24 protein-coding genes are annotated in these 25,757 nt (G+C 71.4%); 17 read left to right on the plus strand and 7 right to left on the minus strand.

Annotated features, from left to right (window positions below):
* Positions 1-53: 53 nt before the first annotated feature.
* On the minus strand, positions 54-1,022 hold the full coding sequence (locus ABZU53_RS25685; RefSeq protein WP_355067973.1) for an SDR family NAD(P)-dependent oxidoreductase: 969 nt from the start codon (positions 1,020-1,022) through the stop codon (positions 54-56).
* Between the two features lie 82 nt (positions 1,023-1,104).
* On the opposite strand from ABZU53_RS25685, the gene ABZU53_RS25690 reads away from it, so the two are divergent.
* The 5 genes from ABZU53_RS25690 to prfH all read left to right on the plus strand — a co-directional run bounded on the left by ABZU53_RS25690 (position 1,105) and on the right by prfH (position 5,333).
* On the plus strand, positions 1,105-2,037 hold the full coding sequence (locus ABZU53_RS25690; RefSeq protein WP_355067975.1) for an AraC family transcriptional regulator: 933 nt from the start codon (positions 1,105-1,107) through the stop codon (positions 2,035-2,037).
* Positions 2,038-2,269: 232 nt separating this feature from the next.
* A complete protein-coding gene (locus ABZU53_RS25695) occupies positions 2,270-2,428 on the plus strand; it encodes a hypothetical protein (protein WP_354861058.1) in 159 nt (52 codons plus the stop codon).
* A 151-nt stretch (positions 2,429-2,579) separates the two neighbouring features.
* Positions 2,580-3,230 (plus strand): methyltransferase domain-containing protein, encoded by a 651-nt coding sequence (locus ABZU53_RS25700; RefSeq protein WP_355067977.1) that lies wholly within the window; start codon positions 2,580-2,582, stop codon positions 3,228-3,230.
* Between the two features lie 310 nt (positions 3,231-3,540).
* Entirely contained in the window at positions 3,541-4,728 is a 1,188-nt protein-coding gene (locus tag ABZU53_RS25705; protein ID WP_355067979.1) for an RNA ligase RtcB family protein, read from the plus strand.
* On the plus strand, positions 4,725-5,333 hold the full coding sequence (gene prfH / locus ABZU53_RS25710; protein ID WP_355067981.1) for a peptide chain release factor H: 609 nt from the start codon (positions 4,725-4,727) through the stop codon (positions 5,331-5,333). The genes ABZU53_RS25705 and prfH overlap by 4 nt, the downstream gene beginning before the upstream one ends.
* 10 nt (positions 5,334-5,343) lie before the next feature.
* Here prfH and ABZU53_RS25715 read toward each other — a convergent pair whose 3' ends face one another.
* Positions 5,344-6,237 (minus strand): alpha/beta hydrolase, encoded by an 894-nt coding sequence (locus ABZU53_RS25715; RefSeq protein ID WP_355067983.1) that lies wholly within the window; start codon positions 6,235-6,237, stop codon positions 5,344-5,346.
* 202 nt (positions 6,238-6,439) lie between these two features.
* On the opposite strand from ABZU53_RS25715, the gene ABZU53_RS25720 reads away from it, so the two are divergent.
* The 3 genes from ABZU53_RS25720 to ABZU53_RS25730 all read left to right on the plus strand — a co-directional run bounded on the left by ABZU53_RS25720 (position 6,440) and on the right by ABZU53_RS25730 (position 9,183).
* Positions 6,440-7,267: a PIG-L family deacetylase gene (locus ABZU53_RS25720; RefSeq protein ID WP_355067985.1), complete on the plus strand. Its 828-nt coding sequence runs from the start codon at positions 6,440-6,442 to the stop codon at positions 7,265-7,267.
* Between the two features lie 41 nt (positions 7,268-7,308).
* Positions 7,309-7,953 carry a response regulator transcription factor gene (locus tag ABZU53_RS25725; protein ID WP_354861068.1) on the plus strand — a complete coding sequence of 215 codons (645 nt, stop codon included), beginning with the start codon at positions 7,309-7,311 and terminating at the stop codon, positions 7,951-7,953.
* A gap of 72 nt (positions 7,954-8,025) precedes the next feature.
* Positions 8,026-9,183 carry a histidine kinase gene (locus ABZU53_RS25730; protein ID WP_355067987.1) on the plus strand — a complete coding sequence of 386 codons (1,158 nt, stop codon included), beginning with the start codon at positions 8,026-8,028 and terminating at the stop codon, positions 9,181-9,183.
* 61 nt (positions 9,184-9,244) lie between these two features.
* On the opposite strand, the gene map is transcribed toward ABZU53_RS25730, so the two are convergent.
* Positions 9,245-10,063 (minus strand): type I methionyl aminopeptidase, encoded by an 819-nt coding sequence (gene map, locus ABZU53_RS25735; RefSeq protein ID WP_355067989.1) that lies wholly within the window; start codon positions 10,061-10,063, stop codon positions 9,245-9,247.
* A 103-nt stretch (positions 10,064-10,166) separates the two neighbouring features.
* Here map and ABZU53_RS25740 point away from each other — a divergent pair, with 103 nt between their 5' ends.
* The 7 genes from ABZU53_RS25740 to ABZU53_RS25770 all read left to right on the plus strand — a co-directional run bounded on the left by ABZU53_RS25740 (position 10,167) and on the right by ABZU53_RS25770 (position 17,104).
* Positions 10,167-10,433, plus strand: a complete 267-nt coding sequence (locus tag ABZU53_RS25740; protein WP_354861073.1) for a helix-turn-helix transcriptional regulator — start codon at positions 10,167-10,169, stop codon at positions 10,431-10,433.
* 36 nt (positions 10,434-10,469) lie between these two features.
* Positions 10,470-10,802, plus strand: a complete 333-nt coding sequence (locus ABZU53_RS25745; RefSeq protein ID WP_354861075.1) for a putative quinol monooxygenase — start codon at positions 10,470-10,472, stop codon at positions 10,800-10,802.
* Positions 10,803-11,079: 277 nt separating this feature from the next.
* Positions 11,080-12,222, plus strand: a complete 1,143-nt coding sequence (locus tag ABZU53_RS25750) for a hypothetical protein (protein ID WP_355067991.1) — start codon at positions 11,080-11,082, stop codon at positions 12,220-12,222.
* A gap of 19 nt (positions 12,223-12,241) precedes the next feature.
* Positions 12,242-14,008, plus strand: a complete 1,767-nt coding sequence (locus ABZU53_RS25755) for a hypothetical protein (RefSeq protein WP_355067993.1) — start codon at positions 12,242-12,244, stop codon at positions 14,006-14,008.
* Between the two features lie 10 nt (positions 14,009-14,018).
* Positions 14,019-14,378: a hypothetical protein gene (locus tag ABZU53_RS25760; RefSeq protein ID WP_355067995.1), complete on the plus strand. Its 360-nt coding sequence runs from the start codon at positions 14,019-14,021 to the stop codon at positions 14,376-14,378.
* Between the two features lie 552 nt (positions 14,379-14,930).
* Positions 14,931-16,394, plus strand: coding sequence for an arabinofuranosidase catalytic domain-containing protein (locus ABZU53_RS25765; protein WP_354861082.1), 1,464 nt, complete (start codon positions 14,931-14,933; stop codon positions 16,392-16,394).
* Positions 16,395-16,534: 140 nt separating this feature from the next.
* Positions 16,535-17,104, plus strand: a complete 570-nt coding sequence (locus ABZU53_RS25770; protein ID WP_354863375.1) for a hypothetical protein — start codon at positions 16,535-16,537, stop codon at positions 17,102-17,104.
* Here the strand turns inward: ABZU53_RS25770 and ABZU53_RS25775 are convergent.
* Entirely contained in the window at positions 17,070-17,888 is an 819-nt protein-coding gene (locus tag ABZU53_RS25775; RefSeq protein ID WP_355067997.1) for a phosphatase PAP2 family protein, read from the minus strand. The genes ABZU53_RS25770 and ABZU53_RS25775 overlap by 35 nt on opposite strands.
* Before the next feature lie 82 nt (positions 17,889-17,970).
* On the minus strand, positions 17,971-19,611 hold the full coding sequence (locus tag ABZU53_RS25780) for an MDR family MFS transporter (RefSeq protein WP_355067998.1): 1,641 nt from the start codon (positions 19,609-19,611) through the stop codon (positions 17,971-17,973).
* A gap of 189 nt (positions 19,612-19,800) precedes the next feature.
* Here ABZU53_RS25780 and ABZU53_RS25785 point away from each other — a divergent pair, with 189 nt between their 5' ends.
* Positions 19,801-20,418: a TetR family transcriptional regulator gene (locus ABZU53_RS25785; RefSeq protein WP_355068001.1), complete on the plus strand. Its 618-nt coding sequence runs from the start codon at positions 19,801-19,803 to the stop codon at positions 20,416-20,418.
* Positions 20,419-20,562: 144 nt separating this feature from the next.
* Here ABZU53_RS25785 and ABZU53_RS25790 read toward each other — a convergent pair whose 3' ends face one another.
* The gene (locus tag ABZU53_RS25790; RefSeq protein ID WP_355068002.1) at positions 20,563-22,173 is read right to left on the minus strand and encodes an arabinofuranosidase catalytic domain-containing protein; all 1,611 of its coding nucleotides are present in this window, start codon (positions 22,171-22,173) and stop codon (positions 20,563-20,565) included.
* 188 nt (positions 22,174-22,361) lie between these two features.
* Positions 22,362-24,197 carry an RICIN domain-containing protein gene (locus ABZU53_RS25795; RefSeq protein ID WP_355068003.1) on the minus strand — a complete coding sequence of 612 codons (1,836 nt, stop codon included), beginning with the start codon at positions 24,195-24,197 and terminating at the stop codon, positions 22,362-22,364.
* Between the two features lie 300 nt (positions 24,198-24,497).
* On the opposite strand from ABZU53_RS25795, the gene ABZU53_RS25800 reads away from it, so the two are divergent.
* Positions 24,498-25,739, plus strand: a complete 1,242-nt coding sequence (locus ABZU53_RS25800) for a sugar ABC transporter substrate-binding protein (protein WP_355068004.1) — start codon at positions 24,498-24,500, stop codon at positions 25,737-25,739.
* Positions 25,740-25,757 lie beyond the last annotated feature (18 nt).

The following is a 25,757-nucleotide window of genomic DNA, read 5'->3' on the forward strand; positions in this document are numbered from 1 at the left end:
CGGGCGCGGCCACGCGCGAGCGCGCCGCGCCCGGCGGCCGACGGCGGTCGCGCTCAGCGCGCGGAGAGCATCTTCTCGGCGTACGCCCAGAGCCGGTCCGCGGCGACCGGGTCGATTGCGTGGTCGGCGACCCCGCCGGTGGCGTTCGGGCCGCCGGGCACCACCTCCGCCTCCTGGTTGTCGACGAAGTACCGGCCGCCGATGCCGTCGAGCAGGGGTGACGCGGCGAGCAGGACGGTGGTCGCCGCTCCCTGGGCGGGGGTCTTGTAGTAGTCCGGCACGACGAGGTTGCCCGCCTCGTCCATCGCGCCGAACGCGCGCATCATGTCGTCGTCCAGGTGACGTTGCAGGTTGGTGTGGATGTACCCGGGGTTGAGGGAGTTGGCGGTGATCCCGTCCTTGGCCCACCGCCGGGTGATGCCGACCGCGAGCAGGACGTCCGCGGTCTTCGACTGCCCGTACGCCGACCACGGGTCGTACGGGCGCCGCTCGAACTGGGGGTCCTCGACGTCGAACGGAGCGCCCAGGTGCGCCCCGGAGCTGACCACCACGACCCGGGCCGCCCCGGCGGCACGCAGGTTGTCGTGCAGACCGACGGCGAGCGCGAAGTGCCCCAGGTAGTTGGTCGCGAGCTGGAGTTCCCAGCCCTGCGCGGAGAGCTGCCGGGTCGCAAGCGCCATGATGCCGGCGTTGGCGACCAGCGCGTCGAGCGGGCCCCGCCAGGCCGCGACGAAGGCGTCGACCGACGCCAGATCGGCGAGGTCGAGCGCGGCCGACCGGACAGCGCCCCGGGTGGCGTCGGTGGCGAACTCCTCGACGAGCGCGGCGGCCCGCTGCGGGTCACGGACCGCGACGGTGACCTCGGCGCCGGCGCCGGCCAGGGCGCGAACCGTCTCGACACCGAGGCCGGAGGCGCCGCCGGTGACGATCATCCGGCGCCCGGTGAGGTCCACGCCGTCGAGGATCTCGGCGGCGGTGGCACGGGCGGTGAACGACGTGGTGAGGCGTGGGTTCGCTGTCATGTCAGCCAGACTATGAACCTGAACCTGGACTGCCTATAGTCTAGGATCCGCGATACTTTAGTGATCGTCCAGGACGGTGCGGATGGATCCCCTTGAGGACGTACTGGCGTTGCTCGGTGCGACGAGTCACGTCTCCGCCGGCCTCGTCGCCGGAGGGCGCTGGGCGGTCCGGTTCGACCCACCGGCCGGCGCGAAGTTCAACGCCATCCGGCGCGGCCGCTGCTTCCTGCTCGTCGACGGCGAGCCCGAGCCGATCGGCCTCGCCGAGGGCGACTGCTACCTGCTGACCCGGCCGGTGGCCTACACGCTCTTCAGTGACCCCGACGCGCCGGTCCAGCCGGCGTACCCGATCTTCGCCGCCGCTGCCGACGGCGTGGCGCACGCGGGCGACGGCGACGGCGACGACATGTTCCTCATCGGCGGCGCGTTCTCAATGGGCGACCGGGGTCGCAGTCTCCTGTTGGACAGCCTTCCGCCGATCATCCACGTGCCCGCCGACACCCCCGCGGCCGCCACCATCCGGTGGGCGCTCGACGAGATCGACAGCGAGCTGCGGCAGGCACAGCTCGGATCGCGACTCGTCGCCGAACACCTGGCGCTCGTCCTGCTGATCCAGGTGCTGCGGCTGCACCTGGCCCGCGGTCCGCAGCACACGTCCGGCTGGCTGGCCGGGCTCGCCGACCCGGTGGTCGCTCCCGCGCTGCGGGCGATGCACGGGCGGCCCGCGCAGTCGTGGACGGTGGACGAGATCGCCCGCGCCGCGTCCGTCTCCCGCTCCACGCTCGCCGCCCGCTTCCGGCAGGTCGTCGGCGTGGGCCCGCTGGAGTACCTCACGCGATGGCGGATCGAACTCGCGGCGGACCGCATCCGCCGCGGCTCGGACACCGTCGCCACCATCGCCCTGGCCGTCGGGTACGGCTCGGAGAGCGCCCTCAGCGTGGCCTTCAAACGTGTCACCGGCGTCTCGCCGCGGACGTACCGCAGACAGGTGGCCGGGAGCGCCGGGACCGCATAGGGGTCACCCGTGCGGTGCGGCGCGTCGCCTGCGCGGTTGGGCGCGTCCGGGCGGGGTAGACCCCGGTCTGCCACGCGGGTGGTGGGGCCACCCGCGGCTGGATCGCCGGCGCCGGGCGGTCGGACGCCTCGGGGGGCGACGGCGGATGGATCAGCGCGGGTGAGCGGGCCCGACACCCTCGGCGACATCGTGGAGCTGCGGGTGCCTTCTGCTGCCGTTCCTGCTGGTAAACGTGGCGATCTGGATGCGTCCGGCGAACCCCCGCTCGGAGGCCATGGTCAAGTCCCTGTGCCGGGTGCTGGCGGTGTTCGCGCTGGTGCCGGTCGTCGCGATCGGCCTGGTCTGGCGGCTGGAGTTGGCGCAACGCCTGCGGCACGCGCCGCCCGAGTGACGCTGATCGGGCCACTTCCCGTCTCCGTCCGGTGCGCGGAATCGCGGGGCAGAACCAGCCCACGGAGCGCGCCACACCGGCGCGGTTGACATCACCGCCCATGATTGTGGTCGCTGCCCGGAATCCTGATCGTCAGAGGCTGGAGGTCGACGTGGCTGCGGTGTCCCACCCGGTGTTCGCGCGGGTGTACAAAAGGCTCAGCGTCGCCATGGACCGCGCCGGCACCGCCGAGTTCCGCCGCGACCTGGTCGCCGGCCTGACCGGCCGGGTGCTCGAGGTCGGCGCCGGCAACGGGCGCATGTTCGCCCACTACCCGCGGACGGTGACCGAGGTCGTCGCGGTCGAGCCGGAACGCCGCCTGCGTGCCGCCGCCGTCTGGGCGGCCCCGGCCGCGCCGGTGCCGATCACGGTCGTCGACGGCCTGGCCGAGGCGTTGCCCGCCGCCGACGGCGAGTTCGACGCGGTCGTGGTCGCGTTGGTGCTGTGCACCGTGCCGGACCAGGCCGCCGCGCTCGCCGAGATCCACCGTGTGCTGCGCCCCGGCGGGCAGCTGCGCTTCTTCGAGCACGTCGCCGCCGAGGAGCCCGGTCGCCTCCGTCGGGTCCAGCGGTTCTCCGACGCCACGCTCTGGCCGAAACTGTTCGGCGGCTGCCACACCGGCCGCGACACCACGGCCGCCATCGAGGCGGCCGGGTTCGCCATCGACGAGCTGCATCGCTTCCGGTTCCCGGCCGGCAGTTCCAGCCCCTCCTCGCCGTGCGCGCTGGGTCGCGCGACCCGGCCGGAGCACCGGCTGCGCTGAGGTGTCATCGGGCCGTCCGCGAGGTTCAGCGCCTCGGCAGGCCGGCCAGCCAGTCGTCCAGGGCCGCCGGGCTCGCATCGCGGCAGCGTACGCCGCAGCGTCGAGCGGGCCTCACCAGCTGCTGCCGGGACAGGCCGGCCGCGTGCCGGGCCCCCGTCGATAATCGCTTGCCGCGCACGACGGGCGTCGACAGAGTGGTGCCCATGACGTACTGACGGACACCACCTGAGCACCGCGCCGAGGCCGCTTCGCGCCGCTCGGTGCCGTACCGCCGTCCGTCCCCTTGCGATTCAGCGAGAAGTGAGCGTCGTTGTCTGAGCACCACTCCCCTCGGGAGTCTTCGTCCCCGTCCGCCCCGGCCACCATTGCCGTGTTCGCGTCCCCCGCGAGTTGGATCGAGTCCGCCGCGCTCGACCAGTGCCGGCAGGTGGCCGCCCTCGACGGCATGGTCCACGTTGCCGGCATGCCGGACCTGCACCCGGGCAAGGGCGCCCCCATCGGCGCGGCCATGGCGTCGACCGTGCTGTACCCGTTCCTGGTGGGCTCGGACATCGGTTGCGGTATCGCGGTGTTCCCCATTCGACTCCGGCGCGTCGTACCCGAGCGGCTGGCTGCCCGGTTCCCCGACCTCGACCGCGCGCTCGACCCCGAGCGGGACGCCGACGATCCGGCCTGGACCGTCGTCCCGGGCGACGTTCCCGCCGGCCACCGGGACGGTCTCGGTACGGTCGGCCGCGGTAACCACTTCGTCGAGCTGGCTCGCGTCGACACCGTCTTCGCACCCGAGCACGCGCACCGACTCGGGCTGGCCACCGGTGACCTCGTCCTCGTCGTGCACAGCGGCTCGCGGGGCCTGGGTGAGCGGATCCTGCGCACGCACACCGAGACGCACGGGGCGGGCCCCGCTCCCGACCCGGCCGCGTACCTGGCCCGGCACGACGAGGCGGTGCGCTGGGGCTCGCTCAACCGCCGGCTGCTGGCCGCCCGGGTCGCGTACGCCCTGGGGGCCGAGCCGACCGAGCCGGTCGTCGACCAGTGCCACAACCTGGTCGAGGTGCGCGACGGCGTCTACCTGCACCGCAAGGGGGCGGCGCCCGGTGACGGCCGCGACGTGCTCGTCGCCGGTACGCGGGGTACCGCGTCGTACCTGGTGGCCGCCCACGCCGGGGCGGACGCCAACCACTCGGTGGCGCACGGCGCGGGCCGGAAGATGTCCCGCGCCGACGCGCTGCGCCGGGGCCGGGCCAAGCACACGGTCGAGGAGTTGCGGCGTACCCCGGTGGGTTCCCTGGTGGTGTGCGGCGACCGCCAGTTGCTCTTCGAGGAGGCGCCCACGGCGTACAAGCGGATCGAGCAGGTGATCGGCGATCTCGTCGAGCACCGGCTCGCCACGCCGGTGGCCACCACGATCCCCCTGGTCACCTACAAGACGCCGGATGTCGGGGCCGCGCCGCGATCGGACCGGCGCGACAAGCGTCGCGGGCGGGGTCGGTCGTGAGCGCGCAGCTGCTGCTGTCCGCCGGCCGTGGGCCGCGGGAGTGCGCGTGGGCGCTGGCCCACCTGTTGCGCCGCCTGGAGGCTGACGCCACCCGGCAGGGCGTGACCGTCCAGCGGGTCCACGCGGTGCCCGGTGACCGTCCTGGCACCTACCGGTCGGTGCTGATCCGGCTGTCCGGCGCCGACGTCGACGCGTTCGCCGCCTCCTGGACGGGGACGCTCTGCTGGCAGGCGCCCAGCCCCTACCGGACGAGCGCCGGTCGAAAGAACTGGTACGTGACCGCGCAACCGCCGCCGAGCGACGCACCGCCGACGACGTTCGCCGAGGCCGACGTCGACATCGTCGGCTGCCGCACCGGCGGCCCGGGCGGCCAGCACCGGAACAAGGCCAGCACTGCGGTACGCGCCACGCACCGCCCCTCGGGCCTGGTCGTGGTGGTGGACGACGAACGGCAGTTCAGTCTGAACCGGCGCGTCGCCCTCGAGCTGCTGCGCCAACGGGTCGAGCGCGGCGACGAGGCGGCCCGCCGCGCGGTCACCACCGCCCGTTGGCGCATCCACGACGACCTCGTGCGGGGCGACCCGACCCGCACCGAACGCCCGTAGCGCAGCGCGCTCAGACCTCCAGGACCGCGTCGGCGAAGGCCCGCGGCGCCTCCTGGGGCAGGTTGTGCCCGACGCCGCCGCCGACGGTCCGGTGCTCGTACCGGCCGGCGAACTGCTTGCCGTAGACACTCGGGTCCAGGTGGGGGGCGCCGTTGGCGTCACCCTCCAGGGTGATGCTGGGCACCGAGATCTTCGGCTTGCCGGCCAGGCGCTTCTCCACCTCGTCGTACTGCGGTTCACCCTCGGCGAGGGCCAGCCGCCAGCGATAGTTGTGGATCACGATGTCGACGTGGTCGGGGTTGTCGAACGCGGCGGCGCTGCGCTCGAAGGTCGCGTCGTCGAACGTCCACCGCGGCGATGCGGTCTGCCAGATCAGCCGGGCGAAGTCGCGGCGGTTGCGGTCGTACCCCTGCCGGCCGCGCTCGGTGGCGAAGTAGAACTGGTACCACCAGGCGAACTCGGCCTTCGGCGGCAGCGGCGTCCGGCCCGACTCCTGACCGTCGATCAGGTAACCGCTGACCGACACCAGACCGGAACAGCGCTCAGGCCACAACGCGGCCACGACATCGGCCGTACGCGCACCCCAGTCGAACCCGGCCAACTTCGCGCTGTCGATGCCCAGGGCGTCCATGAGGGCGATGAGGTCGAGCCCCATGGCGGCCGGCTCGCCGTTGCGGACGGCGTCGTCGGATCGGAACCGCGTCGTGCCGTGACCCCGCAGGTACGGCACGACGACCCGGTGGCCGGCGTCGGTGAGCAGCGGTACGACGTCGACGAAGCTGTGGATGTCGTACGGCCAGCCGTGCAGCAGGATCACGGGAGCGCCGTCGGCCGGGCCGGCGTCCACGTATCCGACGTTCAGGACCCCGGCGTCGATCTGTCGCACGTCATCGAACAGTGCCATCGAACCGGTCCCCTTCCTCGGCTGATTCCGGCTGTCGAAACGCGGCTCCGGACCACCGGCCCAGCCCCGAAATCGTAGGAATCCACGAGCCGCCGGACAGCGAGTTGCGCAAGAACAGCAGCGCCGGTGAGCGGATCGCTAGAATGCGTCCGCGAACAGGACACTTCCCGTGTGGTCGCCGCGCTGGTCGTAGGGTGATGACATGGCTGAGCGATCCCTGACCCTGATGGCGGTGCACGCGCACCCCGACGACGAGGCGACGAGCACCGGTGGCGTCCTCGCCCGGTACGCGGCCGAAGGTGTCACCACGGTCCTCGTGACCTGTACCGACGGGCGATGCGGCGACGGCCCCGGCGGGGCGAAGCCCGGTGAGCCCGGCCACGACCCGGCCGCCGTCGTGGCGATGCGTCAGGCCGAGCTGGAGGACAGCTGCGCGACGTTGAAGGTCACCCACCTGGAGACGCTCGGCTACGCCGACTCCGGGATGATGGGTTGGTCGACGAACGACCAGCCCGGCTCCTTCTGGACGACGCCGGTGGCCGAGGCCGCGGACCGGCTCGCCGACCTGATCCGCCGCTACCAGCCGGACGTCATCGTGACCTACGACGAGAACGGCTTCTACGGCCACCCGGACCACATCCAGGCGCATCGCATCACCATGGCCGCCGTCGCGCAGACCGACATCCCCGCGAAGGTCTACTGGACCACCGTGCCGCGGACGGCGTTCGCGGAGTTCGGCCGGATCATGAAGGAGCTCGGCGTCGAGTGGGCCGAGCCGGACCCGTCGTCCGACCAGCCCGAGCTGGGGCTGCCCGACGACGAGATCACCACCTGGGTCGACACCCGGAGCTACGGCGCGCAGAAGTTCGAGGCCCTGGCCGCGCACGCCAGCCAGACCGAGAACATCTTCTTCCTCCAGTTGGGCCCGGAGCGGTTCACCGAGCTGATGGGCAGGGAGACCTTCGTCCGGGTGCGGGACACCACGGGCGCGCCGGTGCCCGAGGACGACCTCTTCGCCGGCCTGCGCTGACGCGTACCCACACCCGGCGGCGGGCCCGCTACCGTTGCCGGGTGCGGGTGGTGGTGGCGGAAGACCTCGTGTTGTTGCGGGACGGGTTGATCCGGCTGTTGGAGGCCCACGGCTTCGAGGTGGTCGCCGCCGTGGGCACCGGGCCGGATCTGCTGACCGAACTCGTCACGCGGCGCCCCGACGTGGCCGTGGTCGACGTGCGGCTGCCGCCGTCGTACACCGATGAGGGTCTGCGGGCCGCGCTCGCGGCGCGGGCCGAGGTGCCGGGGTTGCCGGTGCTGGTGCTCTCTCAATACGTGGAGCGACTGTACGCGCGGGAACTGCTCGCCGACGGCCACGGCGGGATCGGCTACCTGCTCAAGGACCGGGTGTCCGACCTCGGCGAGTTCGTCGCCGCGGTCCGCCGGGTCGCCGCGGGCGGCACCGCGCTCGACCCCACAGTGGTGGCGAAGCTGCTCGACAGCCGGACCCGGGTGCTGCCCCTGGACCGGTTGACCCCTCGCGAGCGGGAGGTGCTCGGGCAGATGGCGCAGGGCCGGTCCAACGCCGCCATCGGCGCCGCCCTGTTCATCACGGAGAAGGCCGTCGCCAAGCACACCAACAGCATCTTCGCCAAACTCGGGCTGCAGTCCTCCGAGGACGACAACCGGCGCGTCCTCGCCGTCCTCGCCTACCTCGACGCATAGGGGTACTGGTACCACCACGGGAGGGGTTCCAGGCTCCTCGAAACGCGTCGCGCCAGCGGCGAGCCTGAGAACATGACCGCAACCGTCAGCACGACGGCCCTCCAACCGGGCCCTGTCCCCCGCGCCGACCGCGCCCTCGCCCCCGACCTCGCCCGCGGCGCCATGCTGCTGTTCATCGCGCTCGCGAACGCCGCGAACGCGGCGTTCGCCGGCCAGCCCGGCCTGGACGGCACGCCGCACGGCGCGCAGCGCGTCATCAACGCCGTCCTGGCGATGTTCGTCGACAGCCGCGCCTACCCGGTCTTCGCCGTCATGTTCGGGTACGGCCTCGTGCAGATCGCCCGACGACAGGGCGAGGGCGCACGGCGGATCCTGCTGCGGCGGGCACTGCGGGTGCCACCGGGCCGGCGTCTCTGGCTCGCCCTCGACGTCGCCGCGTGCGCCCTGATCGGGTGCGCCGACCTCAGCGTCTGGGTGCTCACCGGCGGCGGCTACTTCTGGCCGGCCTGGACGTTGCTCGGCCTGGCGACGATCGTCGGGCTGCACGCCTGGGTGGTCAGTCGCCCTCCCGGCGCCCGCGAGCGGGAGCTCACCGAGCGGATCGCCACGCTGACCCGTTCCCGCCGCAGCGCCGTGGACCAGCAGGCGGCCGAGCTGAAACGGATCGAGCGCGACCTGCACGACGGGGCCCAGGCCCGCCTGGTGTCCCTGGCGCTGACCCTCGGCCTGGCCGGGGACCTGCTGCGCCGCGACGTCAACGGTGCCGCGCAGCTGCTGGCGGAGGCCCGCGCCACGGCGACCGCCGCCCTCGACGACCTTCGCACCGTCACCCAGAGCATCCACCCGGCGGTCCTCGCCGACCGCGGCCTCGGTGACGCCGTCCGCGCCCTGGCGCTCGACCTCGCCGTGCCCGTCACCGTCACCGGCGACCCGCCCGCGCAGCTCCCACCGGCGGTGCAGACCGCGGCGTACTTCGCGGTGGCCGAAGCCCTGGCCAACGTGGCGAAACACAGCGGCGCCACGGCGGCGTGCGTGACCTTCGACCAGGCCGGCGACATGCTACGGATCCAGGTCGACGACAACGGTTCCGGTGGCGCCGACCCGGGCCGCGGGACCGGCCTGCGCGGCATCATCGGTCGCCTCGACGCCATCGACGCCCGCCTGTCGGTCGACAGCCCGGTCGGCGGCCCGACCCGGGTCAGCGTCACGATCCCGATCGAGCCGGCATGAAGCTGCGCAGGCACCGCAGGCACCGCAGGCCGATGGCCCGCACGCTCCGCGGCGGTACGCCTCAGGACGTCGCGGCCGACTGCCCGCTGCGGCTGTCCGGCAGTACGCCCTGGTCGGGGCGGTGGGTCAGCACCCGGGGGCCGGTCTCGGTGACCGCGACGGTGTGCTCGGAGTGGGCCGAGCGCGAGCCGTCCGCGGACCGGATCGTCCAGCCGTCCTGATCAAATTTGATCTTGCCGGTGCTACGGCAGAACCACGGCTCGATCGCGAGCGTCAGGCCGGGCTTGAGTTTCATGCCCCGCCCGGGTCGGCCGTTGTTGGGCACGTGCGGGGCCTCGTGCATGGTGCGGCCGATGCCGTGCCCGCCGAACTCGTCGTTGACCTGGTAGCCGTAGCGGTGGGCGACCTCGCCGATGGCGGCGGAGATGTCGCCGAGCTGGTTGCCCGGCCGCGCGGCGTCGATGCCGGCCGCCAGCGCGACCTCGGTGGCCTCGATCAGCTTCAGATCCGCCGGGTCGGGGGTGCCGACGACGACGGACAGCGCGGAGTCGGCGGCCCAGCCGTCGATCCCGACCGCCATGTCGATGCTCAGCAGGTCACCGTCGCGCAGGACGTAGTCGTGCGGCAGACCGTGCAGCACGGCGTCGTTGACCGAAAGGCACAGGACGTTGCGGAACGGGCCGCGACCGAACGACGGCGTGTAGTCCCAGTAGCAGGACTCGGCGCCCCGCTCCCTGATTCGGCGGCGGGCGTGGTGCTCCAGGTCCAGCAGGTTGACCCCTGCGGCGGCCACCGCACGCAGCTCGGCCAGCAGCTCGCCGACGAACCGGCCGGTCACGGCCATTCGATCGACTTCCGCGGCGGTTTTCAGCTCGATCACGATCAACCCTTCCGTCTCCGGTGCGGTATATTTATACCACGTTGGCCCGAGGGGTCGGCGGGTCGACATTGCCGGTCCGCGCGGACGCATCTATCCTGCTCACATGGTCCGCCCACCCCTCACACCGGAACAGATCGCCGCGGGGCAACGCCTCGGGGCGGCCCTCCGGGTCGCACGGGGCAGCCGCAGTCTCGTCGAGGTGGCCCTGGCGGCCGGCATGTCACCGGAGACGCTGCGCAAGATCGAGGTGGGCCGGCTTCCGGCACCCGCGTTCGGCACCGTGGTCTGCCTCAGCGAGGTCCTCGGCGTCGCGCTCAGCGACCTGGCCGAGGTGTGGCTGGCCGATCTGCGCGTCCGCGAGGCGTCCTGACCACTCGGTCGACGACCGCTGGGTAGCCTTGAGCCCATGATCTTCATTACCGCGAAGTTCCGGGTGCTGCCCGAACATGCCGACCAGTGGCCACAGATCGCCGCCGCGTTCACCGAGGCGACCCGCGCCGAGCCGGGCTGCCTGTGGTTCGAGTGGTCCCGCAGCCTGGACGACCCGACCGAGTACGTCCTGGTCGAGGCCTTCCGCGACGACGAGGCAGGCGCGGCACACGTCCAGTCGGCCCATTTCCGCGCCGCGCAGGAGACGCTGCCGCCGCACCTGGCCGAGACGCCGCGCATCGTCAACGCCACGGTCCCGCAGCAGGACTGGTCGCTGCTCGGCGAGATGGCCGTACCCGAGGCCCGCTGACCGCCGGCCGACGCCGGCAGGGCCACTTTCCGCCGTTTCCGCTCGGCGCTTTTCGCCAACCCGGGCCGGTGGCTCCACTGGGGACTGTCGGATATCCGCGATCCCCGACGCCGGCCCGGGTGGAGGATGTCGGACATCGATCTCGTCGCTAAGGTCCAGCGTGACAAGCGCCTGCCGGGGAAGGCGGTGATCGATGCGTTGCGTCACCTGTGGGGCCGACACCGATGCGGCGCTCCCCACCTGCCAACGGTGCGGTTCGGCCCTGCCCGGCGCCGTCGTGCCGCAGCAGGAGTCTCCGCCTCGCGCGTTCTCCGTCGCGACCGAGCCTCCCGACTCGACCACCGAGCCGCCCGGCCCGACCGTCCTCGCGACCGAACCGCCCAGCGCGACACCCCTCACGACCGAGCCGCCCAGCGCGACACCCTTCGCGACCGAACCGCCGGGGGTGTCGCCCGTCGTCGGCGGGGCCTCGGGCGCGATGTCGGGGGCGGCCCTGCCACCCCCGCTGTGGGACCTGCTGGTGTGCGCGGTGCTGTTCGCCGGCTGGGCGCTGGTGCTGCTGCTCGTCGCGCTCGCCCGGGGCGCCCAGGAGCCGTCCGAGGTGCCGGGTCGACTGGCCCTGTGGCACTACGTGCTCGCCGCGCTCGCCGTGGCCATCTACCTGTTGACGGCCGTCCGGGGCGTACCCGAGTCACCTGGCTACCTGTGGGCGCGCGCGGCCCGGGGTGACGGCCGTGACGGTGACCTGAGGCGAGGGCTCCAGCTTCTGGTGCCCACGGTCGTGGTGACCGTCGCGGTGGCGCTCGTCGCGGGCATGACAGTGCCGCTGTCCGCCGCCGTCTCCGAGGCGACGTCCACCTCGGCGACCCCGACCGCCGACGACGAGGTGCCCACCGAGACGCCGCCGACGCCCGACCCGGTCCCGACGACGACGCCCGGCCCGGAGACGCCGACGCCGACGGTGAGCGACGATCCGGATGCCCGGCGGCGTACGCAGGCCCAGGCGGTGGACGCGCTGCTGTCGGAGTCGATCGCCTCGCGCGGCGACCTGGCCATCGCCATCGCGGCCGTGGGAGAGTGCCGCGACCTGAACCGCTCGCTCGGCCTGTTGGACGGCGTGACACGCCAACGCCGCACCCAGCGTGACCAGGCCGAGGCACTGACCGTCGACGCGCTCACCGACGGGCCGGCGATGCGCTCCCACCTGGTCTCCGCCTTCACGTACGCCGGGGACGCCGACGCGGCCTACGCCGCCTGGACGCGACGCTCCATCAGCTCCGGCTGCTCGCTCGACGCCAACTGGCGGCGGGGCAACCAACTCTCCGAGCAGTCCCAGAAGGCCAAGAACGAGTTTCTGCGCCGGTGGAACCCGATCGCCACCTCATGCGGGTTGCCCACCCGCACCAGCAGGGAAATCTAGGGAGCCGGGAGATGACGACGTGACGGTGACCGAGGCGCCGCAGACCGACCACTTCGATTTCCCGTCGTACCAGGTGCCACCGCGGCTGTCTGACACCACCCGGCAGTTGTGTGGCGCGGCCTACCTCGACCAGAAGTACGCCGAGACGGTGATCAGAGAGGTGATCGAGGACGAGCGGCGTGCCGTCGCGCTCTCGTTCGGCTTCGACCTCAACGCGGTCGTCCGGCACTGCTTCCGGGCGCAGCACCGCTACCTGGTCCGCGACAGCATTCTGTTCGGGCTGCTCGTCATCGGTCTGCTGACCTCGATCACCGCCACCGTGGGCTGGGTGGTGCTCGGGTTCACCGTGCTGCTGGCCCGGTCCCGGGAGTCGCGCCAGCTGTCCCTGCCCGTCCGCGTCCTGTTGTACGGCACGCTGGCCACCATCGTGCTGTGCAGTGGCGGCCTGGCGCTCGTGCTGCCTCTGTTCAGTCTGTCGAGCGGCCTCGAAATCTTCGCCGGCTCCCTGCTGGGCACCGGCCCCGACCTCAGCGCCGACTCACTGGTCGAGGCGCTGCAGGCCAGGATGACGGCCGGCCTCTTCGGCTTCCTGGCCTGGATGCCCCTCCTGCTCGGTGTCGCCACCCTCGCCGTCCTCGTCCGGTTCGAGCGCACCACCCACCAGATCCTGACCGACGAGCTGCGCCCCGGCATCCCACCGGTCCTGCCGACCCTGCCCAACGAACGGGTGGCCCGCCGGCTCGACCTGGTGGCCCGCGCCCAGTACGGCAACATCACCGTCCAGGAGCGGGACCCCTTCCTGGGCTGCGGTGCGGCCGAGCACGGCTGGTCGTACGCCATTCCGGTGCGGCCCTCCCCCGGCCGGGCCGCCGGCCGCGACGGCGGCACGGATGCCCCGCCGATCGACCAGGCGGAGCTGGGGCCCGCGCTGACCGCGCACGTCCGGGCGGCGATCCGGCGGATGCGGGAGGATCCGCTGCCCCGCGCCGTCCGGGTGCCCGGGCTCTCCCTGGTGCCGCACATCGTCGCCGACGGGGTACGCCGGCAGGGTGACCCGCTGCTCGACCCGGTGACCGGGATGCCGCGCAGCCGCGCCTCGGAAGAGGTGATCGACGTGATCGTCCGGCATCCGCAGGGCGGCCTGCGCTACTACGACCGGATCGTGGTCAGCGGCGCCGGCAAGCCCCTGCACACCGCCGACGGACGGCTCGTGCTGCCCGAGCAGAACCTCGGCATCGACATCTCCGCGTTCGTGCACGCCGCCGTCGAGGGCGGGTTGCTCTACGTCGAGTTCGTCACCACGGTGATGCCCCCCATCGAGGCCCGGTACGCGGTGGTCGATCGGCTGCGGCCCGAGCAGTCGATGGTCCGGATCGTGCGTGACGTGCTGGCGAACATGGTGACCGACTCGGTGCTCAGCGGCTGGCACCTCATCAAGCGACTGCGGCACGATCGGGGCATGAAGACCCGGATGGACGACGCGCTCGCCGCGAGCGAGCAGTTCCGGACGCACGACTACGGCGCCCGGGTCAGTGTGCGTCAGCTCGTCGCCGAGCGGACCGCGGTCAAGCACCTGCAGCTGCTCGACGAGTGGAAGTACACCAAGCTGCTGGAGCGGGCCGTGCTGGAGGCGGTCGTGTCGTTCCTGACCGAGCGGGGCCTGGACACCGGCGATCTGGTGCAGCGCGCGTCCGAGGTCCAGAACATCTTCGGCAACGTCAACACAATCTTCGGCGGTCAGCAGGCGTTCGCCAGCTCCAATGTCACGTTCGAACAGCACACCTAGGAGGCCCCCGATGGCGGACCCGGATCAGCCGGCCCGGTCGATCGTGTTCCACAACACGATCCATGGTGGGCAACAGGCGATGGCCAGCGACAACGTCACCATGGTCCAGTACAACGGGACCAACGACCTCGCCGAGCGGTTCGACGCGCTGCTGCGCACCCTGAAGGAGCATGTCGCCGACTTCGAGGACCCGGATCGCGCCGGCCGCGAGGTGGCCGCGATCGAGGTCGCCCGCGAGCAACGGCAGCCGGACCCCAAGCCGGTGCTGACGTCGTTGGAGACACTTGCCGCGCTGGCCACGGTTGGCGGCACGCTGGTGGAGGCGGTCAGGGGCGCCATCGACATCGTCTCCCAGCACTGGCCACTCTGACCGGTACGGTGAGCAGAGCTGGCTGGCCCGACGGCACCAAGGGCGCCCAGGTCGGTGCGAGCGAATACCGACAGTCGTCTATGGACATGCCATCCTGTTAACGCTAACGTAGCCGACGACCGTCGATATCTGAGCGTAATCTGACCGTCACGAAGGGCCTGTCATTGCTGGTCCCGGCTGTGCGGTCGACATCGTTCGCGGCGTGGGGCGGGTGGAGCGTGGCCGGCACGGGACGGCCCGGGATCACCACCGGGCGACCCGCGCCGAGGGCCGGACGATTCCAGGCCACGGCCACTTCATCGATCACCGCCGCGTCCCCGGGCAGGACCGTCGGCGCTGACCGGCAACCGTAACGCCACGTACCGAACCGCCTGGCCCGCCGACCACGCCGTCCCCGACGGCTCACCCCGGCGCCGGACGGCCTCGGTTTCGTCGTACGCGGCCACAGACCGGGCCAGGTCCCGCCGTCCCCCTGCTCAGAGTCCGGGCCCGAGCAGGGGGAACGGGCCGGCCCCCGGCACATCGTCAATCTCTCACCGATGAGGAGAGCACGTGCGACTCAGACAACCCCGCCACCGGCGGTCGGCGCTCATCGCCGCCGCCGCCACACTCGTGCTCGTCGGCGCCGCCCTCACCCAGACCGGCGCCTCGGCGGCCGCCGCCGGATGCCAGGTCACCTACTCGGTCAGCTCCCAGTGGCAGGGCGGCTTCGGCGCCAACGTCACCATCACCAACCTGGGCGACGCCGTCAACGGATGGCGACTGACCTGGAACTTCGCCGCCGGCCAGACCGTCACCCAACTGTGGAACGGCAGCTACACCCAGGCAGGCAGCGAACTCACCGTCACCAATGCCCCCTACAACGCCAGCATTCCCACCAACGGCAGCACGAGCTTCGGCTTCAACGGCAGTTGGACCGGCAGTAACCCCGTACCGGCCTCCTTCGCCCTGAACGGCACCACCTGTACGGGAGGGGTGGACCCGACGACCCCGCCACCGACCACACCGCCACCCACCACACCGCCACCGACCACACCGCCACCCACCACACCGCCGCCGAGCACGACCCTGCCCTGCGACATCTACACGGCCGGTGGCACGCCCTGCGTCGCGGCGCACAGCACCACCCGTGCCCTGTACGCCTCCTACAACGGGTCGCTCTACCAGGTGCGCCGATCCTCGGACAACAGCACCCGCAACATCGGGGTGCTCAGCACCGGAGGACGGGCCAACTCCGCCACCCAGGACAGCTTCTGCGCGAACACCACGTGCGTCATCACGGTCATCTACGACCAGTCCGGGCGCGGCAACAACCTCGGCTACCAGGGCGCGGGGGGCATCGGGGGCGCCGTGCAGCCCGCGGTGGCGACCAGGGAGTCGTTGACTGTCGGCGGCAACAAGGTCTACTCGCTTTACATCAACGGCAACAGCAGCTACTGGCGCGACGGGCACCTGACCGGCATCCCGACCGGGGCCGCGCCGGAGGGCATGTACATGGTGACCAGCGGCACCCACGTCAACAGCGGCTGCTGCTTCGACTACGGCAACAGCGAGACCACCCGTCGGGCCGACGGCCGGGGCACGATGGACGCCATCTACTTCGGAACGAGTTGCTGGTTCGGCGGCTGCTCCGGCAGCGGTCCCTGGGTCCAGGCGGATCTGGAGTGGGGTCTGTTCCCGGGCGGCAGCAGCTCGTGGAACCCGAACCAGCGGGCGTTCACCAGCAAGTTCGTCACCGCTACGTTGAAGAACAACGGTACGACGCGCTTCGCCATCAAGGGCAGCAACTCCCAGTCCGGCAACCTCTACACGCTCTGGGACGGCTCGCTGCCCTCGGGCTACAACCCGATGCGGAAGCAGGGCGCCATCATCCTGGGCAGTGGTGGCGACTGCTGCATCGACAACTCCAACCAGAGCGTCGGAACCTTCTACGAGGGCGCGATGGTGGCGGGCTACCCGTCCGACGCGACCGAGAACGCGGTGCAGGCGAACATCGTCGCCGCCGGCTACCGCTGAGGTCCCGCGGCCGCCACCCCCGTCTCGCGGCGTGTGGCGGCCGCGACCAATCGCTACGCCGCGTGGCCCGGCTCGGGAAGGCTCCCGAGCCGGGGTGAGCCCGCGCGGCGACGCCAAGCGGCGGCAGGCATCATGTCGGCGTGAACTCAACCCTGGCCGCCCTGCTCGGCTCCGCGATCACCGCCTTCGCATCGCTGTTCGTGGTGTGGGTGCACGGTCGGATCAGGCGGCGGCAGCGCGAGCGGGCCGAGCTTCAGCGGGCGTACGTCCTGGTTCTGTCCGGCGCTCTACGCCTCGCCCACAAGGCCGAGGCGTTGCGGCAGACCGGGTACTGGCGGTCGGGCCTGCCGGAGGCGGGTAACGACCTGCTCGGAGGGCACAAGCCGCTGGGGCCGATGATGCTGCACGACTGGCTGGCCCGGGACATGGTCACGGTGGAGGCCGCCTGGTCGGAGATCTGGACGCGCGGGGACCAGGACGGCATCGCGCTGACCAACGGGCTGATGACCGCGTTCAACGGGGTGCTGGCCGCCGCGCTGCGGGCCAGCGGTACAGAGCCGTTCGAGTCGTCCGACGAGATGACGATCGCCAGCCGCCGCCTCGGCGAGGCACGTCGGCAGCTCGCCCTGCACGCGCGCCGGGCCGCCAAACTGGGCCCGCGGGACGTCGACCTGTTCACCGAGCGCGAGTACGGCGTACCGGTGGGCTGAGGTCTCGTTTCGTTGCCGCGGTGGCTTGGGGCTTGGAAGGAGGCTCGGGTCGCTCGGCGGGCGTGGGCAGGACCAGGTGGACGACCCCGAGCATCAGTGCCGCCACCACACCGTCGAGCCAGTAGTGGTTGCCGGTGGCCACGACGACCAGCAGGGTGACGAGCGGGTGGGCCAGCCACAGCCACCGGAGGCGCCCGCGGGTCACCGCGACGAGCGCGACGGCCACGACCAGCGCCCACCCGACGTGCAGGGACGGCATGGCGGCGTACTGGTTGCTGAGGGTGTCGGTGTCGGGTGGACCGTAGACGGTGGGCCCGAACCGGCGGCCGGTGTCCACCAGGCCCGTCAGCGCGGTCAGCCGGGGCGGCGCCAGGGGGACCAGGAGGTGCAGGGCCAGAGCCGCCGCGGTGAGACAGGCGAGCACGCGACGCGTCCACAGGTAGTGCGCCGGGTGTCGCACGTAGAGCCAGCCGAGGGTGATCACCGTGGTGGGGAAGTGCACGTACGCGTAGTAGCCGTTGGCCAGGTGCGCCACCAGGTCGTGCGCGAGCAGCGGATGCTGGACGGCAGCCTCGTCGGGCAGGTGGAACAGCCGCTCGATGTGCCAGACCGACTCGCCGTTGGCCAGCGCGGTCGACACCCGACCGGCCACCGCCATCCGCGCCACCTTGTAGAGCAGGAACAGCGTGGCGACGAGCAGCAGCTCGCGCGCCGCGCGGCGGGCCGGAGCGGCCCGCCGGCCGGGTGCCACCGGCTGCGGCACCGCCAGCTCGGCGATCTCCACAGGCGCCTCGATTCAGTCACTGTCGCCGGGTGGATCGGGCCGCCACCGTCTCCAGACGGTGGCGGCCCGCTGCGGTCGGACGTCAGCGCCGGTCGGGCGTCCCCCTCGGCGCGGGGTCGACGGAGACCTGGTCGAACGCGGGCGCCCCGTCGACCGCGTCGGCGCCGACCGCCGTCGTCGTGGCGGCGTCCGGCAGGTCGAGGCTGGTCCGCAGGGTCACCGGCCGGAGCAGGAGCGCGGCGATGACGCCGACCACCCCGATGGCGGCCGAGATGAGGAAGATGTGCCCGGTGGCGTCGCCGTACGCGGCCCGCACGATGTGCTGGATCCCGTCGGGCAGCGCGGTGATGTTGAGGTTGCTGTCGCCGCCGGCGCCGGAGGCGGGGATCCCGGCGGCGGTCAGGTCACGCGTGATCTGGTCGGTGACCCGGTGGGCGAGGACGGCGCCGAGCACCGAGACACCGATGGTGCCGCCGAGGGACCGGAAGAACGCGACGCTGGAGCTGGCCGCGCCGATGTCCTTGAGGGCCACCGTGTTCTGGACGGCGAGGACGAGGTTCTGCATGGTCATGCCGACGCCGGTGCCGACGATGAACATGGCGACGCCGACCAGGACGAGCGACGTCTCGTGGTCGATGGTGCCGAGCAGTGCGAAACCGGCGACCAGGAGGATCGAACCGGCGACGATGTACGGCTTGATCCGCCCGGTCCGGGTGATCAGCCGCCCGGCGACGATCGAGGAGCCGAGGACGCCGGCCATCATCGGGATGGTGAGCAGGCCGGCCTCCGTCGGGCTGTAGCCGCGGCCGATCTGGAAGTACTGGCCGAGGAAGACCGCGCCGCCGAACATGGCCATGCCGACCGCGAGGCTGCCGAGGATGGCCAGCGCGGTGGTGTGCTGGCGCACGATGCCGAGTGGGACCACCGGCTCGGCCGCCCGCGACTCCACCCAGACCGCGAGGGCGAGCAGGAGGAGCGCGCCGCCCACCATGACCCCGGTCTGCCAGGAGACCCACGCGAACGACCCGTCGACGAAGGAGATCCAGATCAGCAGCACGCTGACGCCGGCGGCGATCAGGGTGGCACCCAGGTAGTCGATCTTGACGTTCTCCCGCCGCAGCGTCGGCAGGTGCAGGGTCGCCTGGAGCAGGATCAGCGCGATGGCGGCGACCGGCACGCCCACGAAGAAGCACCAGCGCCAGCCCAGCCAGGACGTGTCAACGATGAGGCCGCCGAGCAGCGGGCCGCCGACGGTCGCGACCGCCATGACGCCGCCGAGGTAGCCGTTGTAGCGACCCCGCTCACGCGGCGGGATCATGGCGGCGATCGCCACCTGGACGAGGGCCTGCAGGCCGCCGACCCCGATGCCCTGGAACGCGCGGGCCGCGATGAGCTGCCCCGCGCTCTGCGAGAAGCCGGCGATGACGGAGCCCAGCAGGAAGACCACGATGGCGATCTGGATGAGGAGCTTCTTGTTGAACAGGTCAGCCAGCTTGCCCCAGATCGGGGTGGTGGCGGTCGCGGTGAGCAGGGTCGCGGTGACCACCCAGGTGTACTGGTTCTGGGAGCCGTTCAACGACCCGATGATCTTGGGAAGCGCGGTCGAGACGACAGTGCTGCTCAGCATCGCGACGAAGAGCACCAGCAGCAGACCGCTGAGCGCCTCGAGCGTCTGCCGATGGGTCATCGGCTCGGTGCCGGCCGTGGTGGTGGGTGCGCTCATCGCGCGGCCTCCAGCTTGTCGTGGTTGGCGAGGGCGACGTCGAACAGGGCTGCGCGGCGAGCGCCGTGGGTTCACGAACCCGCGCATTCGCGCACCTGAGTTGGTTGCCTCACGCAAGCATCTACCGATCTTGCCCAGTCGGCAAGTTTGCGCATTGAGAAGCCGGTCACTCCACGTACGCTGAGCGCGATGGACGAGATCACCGGTCTACGGGAGCGCAAGAAGGCGGCCACCCGCCTCGCCCTGCACGAGTCAGCCCTGCGCCTCGCGGCCGAGCAGGGCCCGGACTGCGTGACCATCGAGGCGATCGCCGACGCCGCGAACGTCTCCCGGCGGACGTTCTCGAACTACTTCTCCAGCAAGGAGGAGGCGCTCTTTTACGGCGACACGGTGCGCCTGCGCCGGCTGTTGCAGTTGGTGCACGAGCGGCCGGGCAGCGAGCCGCCGTGGACCGCGCTGAGCCGGGCGGCCGAACACGTGACCAGGGAATCATCGGATGATCGCGACCACAGCTGGCTGACCCGACGCCGGCAGCTACGCGGGCACCCCGGCCTGGCCGCGCAGCAGGTCGCGGCGTACACCGCGATCGAGCGCGAGCTGGCCGCGGAGCTTGCGCACCGGCTCACCGGCGCGGCGGTGGAGCTGCGCTCCCGTCTGCTGACCGCGACGTTCCTGGCCGCCCTGCGCGTCGCCACCCAGCACTGGATCGACCACCCGGGCGACGACCTGCTGGAGATCGTTCGCACCGCGCTCGCCGAGGTCGCTCCCCCGTCGGCCGCCGCACCGGCAGACGACTCGACGACCTGACCATCGACAGGTGTACGACCCGACACGGCGCGCGCCGGCCCGCCGCCAGCGAGCGCCACAGCGGAACGACGGCGGGCCCCGTCGCGCCGGCCACCACCGCTCTCGGCGCTGGTGGCCGGCGGACGAGGCCCGCCGTCGACGGGGTCAGCGGTAACCAGCGGTCACCACGTTGGCCTGCACCGCGTTCTCGGTCGCGTCGGACGGGTAACCGGCGACCATGGCCCCCTCGTAGAAGGTGCCGGCGCTCAGGTTCGCGCCCCCGTCGGGCTTGCAGCAGTCACCGCCACTCCCCAGGATGATCGCGCCCTGCTTCTTCATGGGGCTGTATCCCGACGGGAGCGAGCCGTCCCACAGCGTGTAGAGGCTGCCGGACTGGGCGTCGCTGCCCTTCATGGCGAAGCGGGACGTGCCGTTGTTCTTGAGCGTCGCCGTGACGAACTTGCTGGTGAACGCCCGCTGGTTCGGGTTCCACGAGCTGCTGCCACCGGGGAACAGACCCCACTCCAGGTCGGCCTGCACCCAGGGACCACTGCCGGAGCAACCGCCGAACCAGCACTGCTTGCCGAAGTTGATGGCGTCCATCGCGCCGGCGGCGTCGGCCTTGCGCGTCGTCTCGCTGTTGCCGTAGTCGAAGCAGCAGCCGCTGTTGACGTGGGTCCCGCTGGTCACCATGTACATGCCCTCGGGCGCCGCGCCGGTCGGCACGCCGGTCAGGTGCCCGTCGCGCCAGTAGCTGTTGCCAGGATTGATGTAGAGCGAGTACGCCTTGGCGCCGCCGACCGTCAGGGACTCCGAGGTCGCGGTCGCCGGCCTGCTCTGCGGCGAGCCCGGAACCACGCTGGACCCCTGGTACCAAAGGTCGTTTCCGCGCCCGGACTGGTCGAAGACGACGGTGATCACGCAGGTCGTGCCGGAGCAGAACGAGTCCTGCGTCGCCGCGTTGGCGGTGCCGCCCGTGCCGGTCAGGCCGATGTTGCGGGTGGTGTTGTCCGACGAGCGCCGGACCTGGTAGAGGTTGCCGGCGTACGTCGCGTAGAGGGCTCGCGTCGTGCTGTGGGCCGCCACGCACGGGGTGCCGCCGGAGGCGTAGATGTCGCACGGGCGCGCGCCGCTCGGCGGCGGGGTCGTGGTCGGCGGGGTGGTGGTCGGCGGGGTCGTTGTCGGCGGGGTGCTCGGCGAGGCCCAATGCTGGTTGGCGCCGCCGTTGCAGGCCCAGAGGATCAGTTTGGTGCCGTTCGCGGTGGCCGCGCCGTTGGCGTCCAGGCACAGCCCGGACTGCACACCGGTGATGGTGCCGTTGCTGTTGACGTTCCACTGCTGGTTGGTCTGGCCGTTGCAGTCCCAGATGATCGCCGCGGTGCCGTTGGTGGTGCCTCGGCCGGAGGCGTCCAGGCACTTGTTGCCGTACACCGTGAGCTGCTTGCTCGACGTCCAGGTCCAGGTCTGGCCGGCCGCGCCGTTGCAGTCCCACAGTTGGGTCTGGGTGCCATTGGTGGTGCTGGAGTTGGGAACCTCGATGCATCGACCGGACGGGACGCCGACGATTGTGGTGCTCTGCCCGGGCGCGATGGCGGCGGCCGCCAGCGGCGCGGCGGCGGCCTCGGCGGCGGACGATCCGGCGCCGGCCGTCGCACCGACGGTGACGAGGACGAGGACGCCGGCCAGTGCGCTGGCCAGGACGGCCAGGCGTGGGAGGCGACGTCTCGGGATGGGATCGCGGGCCATGCCTGACCCGGCGGGGGACGGGGTTCGCACGAGGTGGCTCCTCGGAGTCGTGACGGCGTGGATGGCCGACGCCGCAGGTGGTGGTGGCGGGGGCAGCCGAATCGATTCGCGGCAATCGTAGGATCAATTTTCGATGAGTGTCAATGAATGCCCGCCCGGCGGGAGTCCGGCGGTGGCCGCCCGTGCCGACGGCCACCGCCTGACCTCTTCCGCGACGCCTACCGCCCCCAGATCCGCCAGGTCTGGTTCAGCGGATTGCCCTGGCTGACCGCGTTGCAGGGCCACTGGAGGACCGTCGCGCGGGCCGCCGTGGAGACCCCGTTGACGTCGACACACTTGCCGCTGTGCCGGGCGACGAGCTGGTAGTCGTGCGAGTCGTTACCGGAGTAGGTCACCTTCCGGAGGGCGAACTGCTGGTTGAGCCCGTTCTGGCAGGTCCACTGGTCCACGGCGGCGCCGTTGGCGGTGGAGGCGCCGCTGACGTCGAGGCACTTGCCGCTCTGCTGGTTGACCACCGTGTAGGTGTCGGCCACGCCGGCGACCGGCCGGAAGTTCCAGAGCTGCTGGTCACCGCCCTCGCAGTAGAACTGCTGCTGAACGTTGCCATCGGTGGTGCTCAGGCCGGTGTTGTCCAGGCACTGCTGGGAGTGCTGGGCCACCGCCACCGACTGGAAGCCCCCCTCGGAGGGCGGCAGCAGGGTCACCGTGTACGTGTCGTTCTGGTTGCCGTACGGCAGGTTCACTGTGGCGTTGTTGTTGGACACGGTGACGACGCTGTTCGAAACCGTGACCGGGCCCTGCACCGCACCGCCGTTGTTGTACGGGATGCGCTGCGTGAGCACCCGCACCTGGTTGTTCTGCACCACGCCACTCGTCGTGTCGAGGCGTTGCAGATTGACGCTCAGGTTCCCGGTCGTCCGACCACCACCGACCAGGACCTTCGCCACCCCGTTCGCCTTCGTGGCGTACGCGTCGTAGGACTGGCTGCCGGTCACTGACACGATCTGCCCGGCCTGGGAGGCGTAGTAGCGGTAGACCCACCACTCGCCCTTGGGCTGATGCTGGCCGGCCGAGTTGCGGACCAGCAGGTTGCCGAGGTCGTTGTGCAGGTTGCCGGCGCTGGCCCAGTTGGCCCGCAGGCCGTCCGCCCGGGCCCGCTCCAGGCGGGCGATGTACCAGGCGCCGTCGGCCGGGTTCTGCTCGTTGCTCGCCCCGTACTCGTTGATCTGGTAGGGGCGGGGATGCGGGATGCCGCGCGGGTCGAGGGTGGCGTTGGCGGCGGCGACATTGGCGACCGGGTCACCGGGCAGCGAGTGCCAGCTGATGATGTCCGGCACGGTGTTTGTCGAGCGCACGAAGTCCAGGTACTGGTTCCAGAACGCGTGGTTGGTCGACGGCACGCAGGCGCAGCTCGGCCCGACGATCAGCTGGTTGGGGAACTCCGTCCGGAGGCGCTGGTACGTGCGCCGCCAGAGTTCGAGGTACTGGGAGATCGGCCGGTTCCAGAAGATGGTGATGTTGGGTTCGTTCCAGATGTCCCACTGCACCGACAGTCCGGACGCCCGGACGTCGCTGATCACCCGGGTCAGGAAGTTGTCGTAGTCGGTCCAGTTGCCGTTGTCGCCGGGGAAGCGGGAGATGCCGGCACCGTCGGCGCCCCACAGGTCGTGCGGCAACAGGATGAACTGCCCGCCCAGGGCGACGGTCCGACGGGCCTGGGCGACTGTGGCGTTCCAGCGGCGGTCGTAGTTTCCACCGACCCAGCCGCTGCCGGGCAGTTGCGCGCCGCCGGCGCGCATGTACTGGAAGTTGACGTCGCGGTAGAAGTGGTCGGGCGGGCCACTGGCGTTCTCGGTCATGCCGTAGATCCAGCCGGACGCGCGGTAGGTCGGCGTGCCGGTGGTGGTGGAGAAGTTGACGCTGATCGACTCGTCGGCGGCCTGGGCCGGGGACGCGGCGACGGTGACGGCGGTGGTTGCGGCGAGCAGGCCGACGACGAGTCGGGCGACGAGCGCGTGGGCTCGTCCCGACCTGCTGCGGGACGGGGTTTTCACGGGCGGCTCCTTGGTGGGGCGCGGGGGACGCTCTCCGGAGGGCTGCGCTTGCGAATCGATTCGCAGGGATCGTAGGTCGGAGACTCATCCGTGTCAATGAAGTGACGATCGCGTGAAGCCGCTGTTTCCCAGCAGTGCCTCCATGGACGCTCACCAGCCCTTGACCATCGCGCACGGGCGGTCCTATCTTCGTGCGAACCGGTTCGTCGAATCGGTTCGCCTCATGGTCGGACGTGGTCCGGCCCGCGACGGTCAACCCACGACACCCCACCTGACGATCGACTTGAAGTGAGGCAGCACATGACACGACTCAACCGACGGCGGCGCCTGGCCGCCGTTGCCGTGCTAGCGCTCGCCGCGGTGACGGCGAGCGCCTGCTCGTCGTCGTCCGGCGACTCCGACGGTGGCGGCGGCGCGTACCTCGTCTGGGACCCGTATCCGCAGTTCGCCGACGACTCCGACTGGGTCGCCCTGCTCAAGAAGTGCGGAACCTCGGCGGGCGTGACTGTCGAGCGGACCGGCTACGACACCACCGACCTCACCAACAAGGCGCTGCTCGCCGCCCAGCAGGGCAACTCGCCGGACGTGCTGATCGTCGACAACCCGGTCATCTCGACACTGGCCGAGGCCGGCGCGCTCACCACCACCGAAGAGAACAAGCTGGACGTGTCGAGCATGGCGGCGAACCTGCTCGGCGCCGGCCAGAGCGGGGGCAAGACGTACGGGGTGCCGATCGGGGCCAACACCCTCGCGCTCTACTACAACAAGGACCTGCTGACCGCCGCCGGCGTCGACCCGGCCTCGGTCAAGGACTGGACGTCACTGACCGCGGCGCTGACGAAGGTCAAGGCCAAGGGCAAGAAGGGCATCACCTTCTCCGCGATCGGCACCGAGGAGGGCAGCTTCCAGTTCCTGCCCTGGTTCTGGGGATCGGGCGCCCAGCTGACCAGCCTGGACTCGCCGCAGGCGGTGTCCGCGCTGACTCTCTGGACGGACTGGCTGGGGCAGGGCTACGCCCCGAACTCGGTCATCAACAACACCCAGACCACGAGCTGGCAGGAGTTCGCCACCGGCGACTTCGCGTTCGCCGAGAACGGCACCTGGCAGTTGGCCAACGCGGAGAAGCTCGGCTTCTCGTACGGCACCATCGCGATCCCGGCCAGCGCCGGTGGGCCGGCCCCGGCGCCGACCGGTGGCGAGTTCGTCTCGATCCCGGTCCAGAAAAAGACCGACCGGTACGCGACGTCGCAGAAGCTCGTCACCTGCCTCACCAGCGCCGACAATCTCCTCACCACCGACACCACGCTCTCCTACGTCGCGCCGGCGGCCGCCGTGCAGGACCGGCAGGCAACCGAGAACCCCAAGCTCAAGGTCTGGGTGGAGGCCGTCCGGGCGGCGAAGGGCCGCACCGGTGACAACCTCGGCACGAAGTACCCGAAGATCTCCGAACCACTGTGGACCGCCGTGCAGGCAGCCCTGAGCGGCGGGAAGTCGCCGCAGGAGGCGCTGACCGCCGCGCAGGCCTCGGCCACGAGCAAGTAAGCGCGCCGAACCGACACG

Source organism: Micromonospora sp. NPDC005194 (genome assembly GCF_040608335.1).
Taxonomy (GTDB): domain Bacteria; phylum Actinomycetota; class Actinomycetes; order Mycobacteriales; family Micromonosporaceae; genus Micromonospora.

Bases quoted from the DNA above. Each gene is read 5' to 3' on its own strand.
- ABZU53_RS25740 (WP_354861073.1), top strand. From the start codon at position 10,167: ATGGTCCGCCCACCCCTCACACCGGAACAGATCGCCGCGGGGCAACGC.
- ABZU53_RS25690 (WP_355067975.1), top strand. From the start codon at position 1,105: ATGGATCCCCTTGAGGACGTACTGGCGTTGCTCGGTGCGACGAGTCAC.
- ABZU53_RS25800 (WP_355068004.1), top strand. From the start codon at position 24,498: ATGACACGACTCAACCGACGGCGGCGCCTGGCCGCCGTTGCCGTGCTA.
- ABZU53_RS25785 (WP_355068001.1), top strand. From the start codon at position 19,801: ATGGACGAGATCACCGGTCTACGGGAGCGCAAGAAGGCGGCCACCCGC.
- ABZU53_RS25730 (WP_355067987.1), top strand. From the start codon at position 8,026: ATGACCGCAACCGTCAGCACGACGGCCCTCCAACCGGGCCCTGTCCCC.
- ABZU53_RS25760 (WP_355067995.1), top strand. From the start codon at position 14,019: ATGGCGGACCCGGATCAGCCGGCCCGGTCGATCGTGTTCCACAACACG.
- ABZU53_RS25720 (WP_355067985.1), top strand. From the start codon at position 6,440: ATGGCTGAGCGATCCCTGACCCTGATGGCGGTGCACGCGCACCCCGAC.
- ABZU53_RS25685 (WP_355067973.1), bottom strand. From the start codon at position 1,022: ATGACAGCGAACCCACGCCTCACCACGTCGTTCACCGCCCGTGCCACC.
- ABZU53_RS25715 (WP_355067983.1), bottom strand. From the start codon at position 6,237: ATGGCACTGTTCGATGACGTGCGACAGATCGACGCCGGGGTCCTGAAC.
- ABZU53_RS25780 (WP_355067998.1), bottom strand. From the start codon at position 19,611: ATGAGCGCACCCACCACCACGGCCGGCACCGAGCCGATGACCCATCGG.
- ABZU53_RS25745 (WP_354861075.1), top strand. From the start codon at position 10,470: ATGATCTTCATTACCGCGAAGTTCCGGGTGCTGCCCGAACATGCCGAC.